The organism is Paraburkholderia xenovorans (assembly GCF_046030735.1).
GTDB lineage: Bacteria > Pseudomonadota > Gammaproteobacteria > Burkholderiales > Burkholderiaceae > Paraburkholderia > Paraburkholderia xenovorans_A.
The window spans coordinates 195,463-203,337 of sequence record NZ_JAQQBV010000014.1 but is presented as its reverse complement, the minus strand read 5'-3'; the positions used below and the strand labels follow the sequence as shown (position 1 = coordinate 203,337).

General features: G+C 59.6%; 5 protein-coding genes and 1 pseudogene. 3 read left to right on the top strand and 3 right to left on the bottom strand.

Translation table 11 applies throughout. The features are described 5' to 3' along the window. Positions 1-265 (top strand): annotated as a pseudogene (locus PQQ51_RS16380) (hypothetical protein); the annotation flags it as partial. Between the two features lie 46 nt (positions 266-311). Here PQQ51_RS16380 and PQQ51_RS16375 read toward each other — a convergent pair. Next, complete coding sequence (locus PQQ51_RS16375) at positions 312-1,199, bottom strand: LysR family transcriptional regulator (protein ID WP_408497839.1); 888 nt, start codon at positions 1,197-1,199, stop codon at positions 312-314. A 121-nt stretch (positions 1,200-1,320) separates the two neighbouring features. Here PQQ51_RS16375 and metE (PQQ51_RS16370) point away from each other — a divergent pair, with 121 nt between their 5' ends. Then, positions 1,321-3,612: a 5-methyltetrahydropteroyltriglutamate--homocysteine S-methyltransferase gene (metE, locus tag PQQ51_RS16370; protein ID WP_408497838.1), complete on the top strand. Its 2,292-nt coding sequence runs from the start codon at positions 1,321-1,323 to the stop codon at positions 3,610-3,612. 61 nt (positions 3,613-3,673) lie between these two features. Here the strand turns inward: metE (PQQ51_RS16370) and cobF are convergent, their stop codons facing one another. Both cobF and PQQ51_RS16360 read right to left on the bottom strand, forming a co-directional pair. After that, positions 3,674-4,438, bottom strand: a complete 765-nt coding sequence (cobF, locus tag PQQ51_RS16365) for a precorrin-6A synthase (deacetylating) (protein WP_408497837.1) — start codon at positions 4,436-4,438, stop codon at positions 3,674-3,676. Positions 4,439-4,464: 26 nt separating this feature from the next. Then, positions 4,465-5,388, bottom strand: a complete 924-nt coding sequence (locus tag PQQ51_RS16360; RefSeq protein ID WP_408497835.1) for a LysR family transcriptional regulator — start codon at positions 5,386-5,388, stop codon at positions 4,465-4,467. Positions 5,389-5,531: 143 nt separating this feature from the next. On the opposite strand from PQQ51_RS16360, the gene metE (PQQ51_RS16355) reads away from it, so the two are divergent. After that, positions 5,532-7,871, top strand: a complete 2,340-nt coding sequence (gene metE, locus PQQ51_RS16355; RefSeq protein ID WP_408497833.1) for a 5-methyltetrahydropteroyltriglutamate--homocysteine S-methyltransferase — start codon at positions 5,532-5,534, stop codon at positions 7,869-7,871. The last annotated feature ends 4 nt before the right edge of the window (positions 7,872-7,875 follow it).

The window sequence follows — 7,875 nt, the reverse complement described above, 5'->3', positions numbered from 1 at the left end:
ACGCCAGCAAACCATGCTCGAATTGCTCGTCGACACAGCGGAGCAATATCAGCGGGAGCTCGAATGCGACGCCGAGCTCTATCAGGTGATCGCACTCGACGCAAAAGGCATCCCTCAAAGCCGCATCACGGCAAACCGCGCCGCGCGTCTTCTCGCGGAAGCATCACAGATCGCGACAGAAATGCCCAAAGCCGGAACAGCCGCAGCAACCTCAACCACCGCAGAAGCAGACGCGCCCCAGGAGCCGATTCCCGTACACCACTAAGCATCGGTAGCGGCCAACGTGGCGGCAGAGCACAGCCGCCACACTTTCACCCGTCCAACCCCCGAGCCAGCTCAACAAACGCCTTCAAATAATCAACCTCAGTATCAGGCTCGCGTGCACCCAAAAAAATCTGCTTGGCGATCCCCTTCTTCCCCAACCGCACCGGCACCACATTCATCGTATCGGCGTACTCCTCCACCAACCACCGAGGCAAAGCCGAAACACCTCTCCCACTCGCCACCATCTGCAACATGATGTCTGTGGTTTCAATCGCCTTATGCCGGCGCGGCGTGATCCCCGCAGGCATTAGAAACTGGTTATAAATATCGAGCCGATCGATTTCCACCGGATAAGTAATCAACACCTCCTGCGTCAATTGCGCCGGCTTCACATACTCTGCATCAGCAAGCGGATGCTCACGATTCACCACCAGCACCTGCTCATAATCGAACACAGGCTCGAACCGCAACCCCGGCTTATAAAGCGGATCAGGCGTCACCAGCAAATCGATCTCGAACCCAAACAAAGCACCGATCCCACCAAACTGAAACTTCTGCTTAACGTCGACATCGACATCGGGCCAGCGCGCGAGATACGGCGACACGACCTTGAGCAACCACTGATAACAAGGATGGCACTCCATCCCGATCCGCAACGACCCACGCTCGCCCTGCGCATACTGACTCAACCGTTCCTCAGCAAACGCGAGCTGCGGCAACAACCGATTCGCGACCGCCAGCAGATATTCCCCAGCCTGCGTCAACCGCAAACTCCGTCCTTCGCGCAACCAGATATCCGTACCTAGCTGCTGCTCCAGTTTCTTCATCGTGTGACTGAGTGCGGACTGCGTCACGCACAAAATTTCCGCCGCAGCGGTCAGCGAGCCGTGCGTGTCCACCGCCTGCACGATCGCCAGATGTGTTCTCTCAAGCATGAGCGACGCCCCAATAACACATGAACAAAACTAATGATTCGTTGAATTATCACCATTTTACTTCATAGGAAGCGTTCTATACGATCCAGCCATCCGTAACTGACCGAACCAAGACGACACGATGGCCACAACACACAACCTCGGCTTCCCCCGCATCGGCGCGAAACGCGAACTGAAGTTCGCGCTCGAGTCCTACTGGAAGGGCGAGTCCTCGCTCGGCGAACTGAAAGCACTGGGCGCGCAATTGCGTCAGCGTCACTGGTCACACCAAGCCGACCTCGGCTTCGCGGCCGTCGGCGATTTCGCGTTCTACGACCAGGTGCTGGACATGAGCTTCACGCTGGGCAACCTGCCGGAACGCGTGCAGGGCTTCCACGGCGATACGCTCGACAATTCCTTCCGCGTCGCCCGCGGCCGCTCGGCCAAGGGTGCCGAAGACCACGGCGCATGCTGCGGCGGCGTCGCGGCCGGCGAGATGACCAAGTGGTTCGATACGAACTATCACTACATCGTCCCTGAATTCAGCGCGAGCACCGAGTTCAAGCTCGATCCGTCGCGTCTGCTGGAACAACTCGCCGAAGCCAAAGCACAAGGCGTGAAGGCAAAGCCGGTGATCGTCGGCCCGCTGACCTATCTGGCGCTCGGCAAGGCCAAGGACAACTCCGACAAGCTCGCCCTGCTGCCCCGCCTTCTGCCGGTCTATGCAGCGTTACTGGCGACGCTGGCGGCACAAGGCGTCGAATGGGTTCAGATCGACGAACCGATCCTCGTCACCGAACTGTCCGCCGAATGGCAACAGGCCTATGAAACCGCCTACAACGCGCTTGCCACGAGCAAGGTCAAGCTGTTGCTGGCGACCTACTTCGGCCAATTGCTCGACAACCTCCCGCTCGCGTGCAAGCTGCCGGTGCAAGGCCTGCATCTGGACGCGGTCAATGCACGCGCCGAAGTCGAAGCGGTGATCGCGCAATTGCCGCAGGATCGCGTGTTGTCGCTGGGCGTGATCAACGGCCGCAACATCTGGAAGACCGATCTCGCAAGCGTGCTCGACTGGCTTGAGCCGGTCGCGAGGAAGCTTGGCGAACGCCTCTGGATCGCACCGTCGTGCTCGCTTCTGCATGTGCCGGTGGACCTCGACAGCGAGCAGAAGCTGGACGCGGAAGTCCGTTCGTGGCTCGCATTCGCGCTGCAAAAGATCGACGAACTGAAGGTGCTGGCAACCGCGCTGAACTCGGGCCGCGACGCCGTCAAAGCCGAACTCGCCGCCAACAGCGCGGCGATCGCAGCACGCCGCGCATCGCCGCGCGTGAACAACCCGGCGGTCAAGGCCGCACTCGCAAAGATCAGCCCGGCTCTCGGTCAGCGCAAGAACGCGTACACGTCCCGCGCCGACAGACAAGCCGCGTTGCTGAACCTACCGGCATATCCGACCACAACTATCGGTTCATTCCCGCAAACCGGCGACATCCGCCACGCGCGCAGCCAGTTCAAAAGCGGCGCACTGGACGAAGCCGGCTACAAGGCCGCCATGCGCGCCGAGATCGAACGCAGCGTGCGCGAGCAGGAAGCCCTCGGTCTGGACGTGCTGGTGCATGGCGAAGCCGAGCGCAACGACATGGTCGAGTACTTCGGCGAACAACTCGACGGTTACGCATTCAGCCAGTTCGGCTGGGTGCAGTCGTATGGCTCGCGTTGCGTGAAGCCGCCTATCCTGTTCGGCGACATCAGCCGTCCGAAGGCGATGACCGTCGAGTGGATCAAGTACGCGCAATCGCTCACCAGCAAGCCGATGAAGGGCATGTTGACCGGTCCGGTCACGATTCTGAACTGGTCGTTCGTGCGTGACGATCAGCCGCGTTCGGTGTCGTGCTATCAGCTCGCACTGGCGATCCGCGAAGAAGTACTCGACCTGGAAAAGGCCGGCGTGCGCGTGATCCAGATCGACGAAGCCGCATTGCGTGAAGGCCTGCCGCTGCGCAAATCGCAATGGCAGGAATACCTCGACTGGGCCGTGCAATCGTTCCGCATCACGGCAAACGGTGTGGAAGACGAAACGCAGATCCACACGCATATGTGCTATTCGGAGTTCAACGACATCATCGCGTCGATCGCCGATATGGACGCCGACGTGATCACGATCGAAACCTCGCGCTCGGACATGGAGTTGCTCGACGCATTCGACAACTTCAACTACCCGAACGAAATCGGACCGGGCGTGTACGACATCCACTCGCCGAACATTCCGACACAGGAGCACATCGTGCAACTGATGAAGAAAGCGGCTGAGCGTATTCCGGCGCAGCGTCTGTGGGTGAATCCGGACTGCGGGTTGAAGACGCGTCAGTGGGAAGAAGTCATTCCGGCGCTGACGAACATGGTGGCGGCTGCTAAAACGCTGCGCGCTTCAATCTGAACGCGTTCGCGCCGAATGTTGCCCCGATGCCGTGCCGCTTGCAAAAGCGCACGGCATCGCGTCATACGCCGTTGCGCCTACGCAGCAGATATGTGTCCATGATCCAGCCGTGAGTGCGGCGCGCGTCGGCCCGGACGCGTGCGATTTCGTCCATCACATCTGGTAGCCTGCCTGAAATCAGAAGCTCATCAGGCGTGCCGACATAAGCGCCCCAATAGATGTCGAGGTCTTCATCAGCCAATAAGCGGTACGTGTCATGGGTATCGAGCATGACAACGACACTATCGATGTTCTCCGGAAACCCTCCGGCAATTCCGCGTCCATTCGTGATCTCGACAGAGCGGCCGATCAGATTGAGCGGCACTCTATGCCGCGCCGCCAACGCCTGAACGCTGCTGATCCCAGGGATGACCTCATAGTCGAAATCGTGTTGTCCTCCGTGAGAAATCGCCTCCAGAATGCGGATCGTGCTGTCGTATAACGAAGGATCGCCCCACACGAGAAACGCACCGACTTCCGCGTCGTTTAACTCGTCCGCAATCATGCGTTCGAAGATAGCCTGCTTGTCACGGTTCAGTTCATCGACTGCCGCTTTGTACTCCACGTCATCGCGCCGCCGTTCGGGGCTGGTCGCCTCGACGATCCGATAACCGTCATCAGTGACGAACCGCTCGATGATGTGCTTGCGCAGCGCAATCAACTTTTCTTTCGCGACGCCTTTATCCATCACGAAGAACACATCGACCTGGTTGAGCGCGTTGATCGCCTGAACCGTCAGATAGTCCGGGTCGCCTGCGCCAATGCCGATAATCAGGATTTTTTTCATCAGATGTTCTCCTTGCTGATCGCCACTCACGCATTCCCTGCAATCAGTTCAATGCTATCCAATTGAGCCGCGCAGATATCCCGCACGATCTTCACGAAATCGTCGAAATAAGGCCGTCCCGCGATACCTTTCGGTGCGACTGCATAGAGCTCGCTCCAAAGACCGCCGGCGCCCACCCGTTTTGCGAGCACGTAATCGTGATCGACGTAATTCTTCACGCCCCAGTTCGGTAGCGCCGCAATGCCGCGGCGGCTCGCCACCAGTTGCATGATCGCGATGGTCAGCTCGGCGGTTCGCCGTTCGAGTTTGATGCCGGCCGGCTCCAGGACTTCGCGGATCAGGTCGATGCGCGCTTCGGGAACCGGATAAGTAATCAGCGTTTCGCCTTGCAGATCCTCAGGACCGACGCGCCGCTTATTGCGCAATCGATGCTCATTCGCGATCACCACCTGAATCTCGAAGCGGAACAACGGCGCAACGTGCAGATTACGTTTGGCCTTGGGCTTCGAGCCGATCACGACATCGGCTTTGCCTTCGTTCAGCAGCTTCATCGGATCGGCGTGAAAGCCGGCCACCAGATCGACTTCGACCTCGGGCCAACGACGCCGGAATTCATCCATCACCGGCATCAGCCAGTCGAAACACGTATGGCATTCCAGCACGATACGCAATTCGCCGCGCACGTCCCCTTTCAACCGCACCAGATCGCGCTCGGCTGTCGCGACAGCGGCGACGGTTTCCCGCGCGAGCGCGAGCAGCCGTTCGCCGGCAGCGGTAAAGCGCAAGCCCTGCCGCGTACGCTCGAACAGCGACACGCCGTAATGCGCCTCCATATCGCGAATCTGATGCGACAGCGCAGATTGGCTCAGATTGACGCGCTCGGCGGCAGCCACCAGTTTGTCGGACTCGGAGATCGCAATCAACGAGCGCAGATGACGCAGTTCAAGCATGACGCCCCTCGTAAAGGGCAGAAGGATACAGAGAAAGGTAAAACGTTTCCATATGAATGCGGTTCATACGATGATGAAAACATGTCGCTTGATGAATCATAGCGTGCCTTGCACACTGCGCGATATTCACTCAAGGATTCCGCATGGCCCGCACTCACATCTCCGGTTTTCCGCGCATCGGCGCGCATCGTGAACTCAAGTTCGCACAAGAATCGTTCTGGCGCGGCGAGTCCGACGATGCGTATTTACGCGGCGTCGGCAAGGAATTGCGCGCGCGTCATTGGCAATTGCAGCGCGACGCGAAACTGGATTTCGTCACGGTCGGAGATTTCGCGTGGTACGACCCAATGTTGAATCTGAGTGCGCTGCTCGGCGCGTTGCCGTCGCGTTTCGGCTTCGATCCGTCGAACCTTTCGCTTGCCCAGTATCACGAACTGGCGCGCGGCAATAAAGCACAACCGGCGATGGAAATGACCAAATGGTTCGACACGAACTATCACTATCTCGTGCCGGAACTGGATTCGGAAACCACATTCAACGGCGGCGTCGACTGGTTCTTCGACGAAATCGACGAAGCGCTTGCACTCGATTTCGCGGTCAAGCCTGTGTTGATCGGTCCTATCACTTATCTGTGGCTTTCGAAAAGCCGCGTGGCGGGTTTCGACCGTCTGTCGTTGCTGCCGAAACTGGTTATCCGTTATCTGCGCATGCTCGACACGCTGAAAAAACGCGGCATCGAATGGGTGCAACTGGACGAGCCTGCGCTGTGCGTCGATCTCGAAGACGACTGGATCGAAGCGTTCTCCGCCGTCTATAACGTGCTCGGCGATGCGGGCGTAAAAGTACTGCTCGCCACCTATTTCGACACCGCCGCCGCTCACGCGCCGGCCGTCGCCAAACTGCCGGTTCACGGCGTGCATATCGACCTCGTCAAGGCGCCGCAACAACTGGAAGCGTGGCGCTCCGCACTCGGCGCGGATAAGGTGCTGTCGGTCGGCGTGATCGATGGACGCAATATCTGGCGTGCCGATCTCGGCGAAATCGTGAGCTCGCTGGAAAGTCTCCATGCGGAACGCGGCGAGCGGCTGTGGGTTGCGCCGTCCTGTTCGCTGGTGCATGTGCCGGTCACGCTCGCCTCCGAGAAAAGACTCGACGCGGAACTCAAGTCGTGGCTCGCATTCGCCACCGAAAAGCTCGATGAGATCAGCACGATTGCACTCGCCTTGCGCGATCCCGCAGCGGCCGAGCCCGCGCTCGCGGCCGCTGATTCGGCGCTCGATACGCGTCGCGCGTCGAGCGGCGTCTTCAACGTGCTGGTGCAACGACGCGTCGCCGCAATCACGGATGCAATGGCCTGCCGCAAGAGCCCCTTCGCCGACCGCAGCCGCGTACAGCGTCATTCGCTGAAGCTGCCGCTGCTGCCCACCACGACCATCGGTTCGTTTCCGCAAACGCCCGCGATCCGGCAAGCACGTGCAGCGTATCGACGCGGCGAATTGCGCGCGCTGGAATACCTCGAACGGATGCGCGCAGAAACGGCGACCGTCGTGCGCAAACAGGAAGAACTCGGACTCGACGTTCTGGTTCACGGCGAAGTCGAACGCAACGACATGGTCGAGTTTTTCGCGGACAAACTGTGGGGCTGTGCGCTGACCGAGAACGGTTGGGTGCAGAACTACGGCTCGCAATGCGTGAAGCCGCCGATCATTTACGGCGACATCTATCGACCCGAGCCGATGATCGTCGATGCCGCTGGTCATGCGCAGTCTTTAACCGACCGCCTGATAAAAGGCGTGCTGACCGGCCCGGTCACGATGCTCGAATGGTCGTTCGTACGCGACGATCAGCCGCGCGCGACCACGGCGCTTCAACTGGCTCTCGTCATTCGCGACGAAGTTGTCGATCTGGAAAAAGCGGGCATCCGCATCATCCAGATCGACGAGCCGGCATTCCGTGAAGGTCTGCCGCTGCATAAAGCGGACTGGTCCGAGTACCTCGATTGGGCGACTCGCGCATTCAGAATTGCAGCGGGCGGCGTTTCCGACGCCACGCAAATCCACACGCATATGTGCTATTCGGAGTTCAACGACATTCTGCCGTCGATTGCCGCGCTGGACGCGGACGTGATCACGATCGAGACGTCGCGCTCTTCGATGGAATTGCTCGACGGCTTCGGCGAGTTCGCGTATCCGAACGGAATCGGACCCGGTGTGTACGACACGCATTCGGCGCGCGTGCCGAGCGTCGACGCGATGCAGCGGTTGCTCGAACGCGCATGCGAGGTTATTCCTGCCGAACGTCTGTGGGTCAACCCGGACTGCGGTTTGAAGACGCGCGGCTGGCCTGAGACCGAAGCCGCGTTGACCAACATGGTGTCCGCCGCAAAAACCTTGCGTCAGAAACTCGCGGCACAACGCACCGAAGCCAGCCGAATTGCTTCGGTTGCATGCCGGCATGCGGCTCGTTCAGGTGCGGCGCGATAGCTGA

What these genes read in the sequence shown, in the direction of transcription:
- cobF (WP_408497837.1), bottom strand. Translation starts at nt 4,438, where the DNA reads ATGAAAAAAATCCTGATTATCGGCATTGGCGCAGGCGACCCGGACTAT.
- PQQ51_RS16375 (WP_408497839.1), bottom strand. Translation starts at nt 1,199, where the DNA reads ATGCTTGAGAGAACACATCTGGCGATCGTGCAGGCGGTGGACACGCAC.
- PQQ51_RS16360 (WP_408497835.1), bottom strand. Translation starts at nt 5,388, where the DNA reads ATGCTTGAACTGCGTCATCTGCGCTCGTTGATTGCGATCTCCGAGTCC.
- metE (WP_408497838.1), top strand. Translation starts at nt 1,321, where the DNA reads ATGGCCACAACACACAACCTCGGCTTCCCCCGCATCGGCGCGAAACGC.
- metE (WP_408497833.1), top strand. Translation starts at nt 5,532, where the DNA reads ATGGCCCGCACTCACATCTCCGGTTTTCCGCGCATCGGCGCGCATCGT.